The 1281-nt window shown below is 32.2% G+C and carries 1 pseudogene; it reads left to right on the plus strand.

From position 1 onward, the window contains the following. The first annotated feature begins 98 nt into the window (after positions 1 to 98). Positions 99 to 1277 (plus strand): annotated as a pseudogene (locus C7381_RS08510) (ISL3 family transposase). The last annotated feature ends 4 nt before the right edge of the window (positions 1278 to 1281 follow it).

Below are 1281 nucleotides of genomic sequence, written 5' to 3' on the forward strand. Positions count from 1 at the left end.
TAAAACCCTCCATAGATATTTTTATGTAAAAAAATTGCACTTATACGCAAAACATCCTATACTAAAAATAGAAACCACAAGTAAGGAGGTGCATACAAGTGCAATTAAATAATACCACGGATTTACTCCAAAGTAAAGGGATTAAAACAAAAAAAGTTACCCAAACCGATGAATGTGTATTCATCGAAGCAGAAACAGAAAAAATTAAAAAATGTCCATACTGTCACAGCAAAAAAATATGGGTACATGACAACAGATACCGTACCATTAAAGACACCCCAATCTACGGGAAAAAAGCAATCATACACCTAAAAACAACAAGATATGACTGTAAACACTGTGGAAAAAGATTTAAAAATGAAACAAACCTAGTTCCTAAAAAACACACAATAAGTAAAAGACTAACCCTAACAATAATAAACGAACTAAAAGAATCTCTATCCATGAGTGCAATCTCAAGAAACCTAAACATATCAATAAACACAGTCCAAAGACTTGTAATCTTTCTAAAACACCCAAGAAACCAACTCCCTAAAGTTCTATGTATAGACGAATTTAAAGGAGATGTAATGACAGGAAAATACCAATGCTCACTACTTAACGGAGAAAACCACTCACTAACAGACATAATAAAATCCAGAAACACAAAAGACCTGACAGAATACTTTGGTGGAATAGATAAAAACGAAAAAGAAAACGTAGTATACTTCATAAGTGACATGTGGGAACCCTACAGAAGCGTAAAAAACACATACTTTAAAGACTCAACTCACATAATTGACAAATACCACTTTATACGGCAAGTTCTATGGGCGCTTGAAGACGTAAGAAAAAGAGCACAAAAAAATCTGGAGAAAAAACTAAGAATCTACTACAAAAGAAGTAAAAGCTTACTAACAAAACCTAGATCAAAACTAAAAAATGATTAAATACCAAAAGTAACCATAATGCTTGAAAACAACAAAGACCTACAACTAGCTTACCAAATAAAAGAACTATTCTATGAATACGTGCTCATACAACCCACAAAAGAAAGAGCAGAAATCGCACTTAACGAATGGTTAAGAAGAGCAGAAAAAAGCGACTTAAAAGAATTTAAAAGATGCCTTACAAGCTTTAGAAACTGGTTCGATGAGATAACAAACTCATTTGACTACCCATATACAAATGGACCACTAGAAGGCACGCATACAAAAATAAAAACATTAAAAAGAATAAGCTACGGCTTTAGAAACTTCGATAGTTTTAGGAATAGAATATTTTTGATGTGTAAATAGAAAA

The sequence above is a fragment of the Ezakiella coagulans genome (assembly GCF_003096635.1).
Taxonomy (GTDB): domain Bacteria; phylum Bacillota; class Clostridia; order Tissierellales; family Peptoniphilaceae; genus Ezakiella; species Ezakiella coagulans.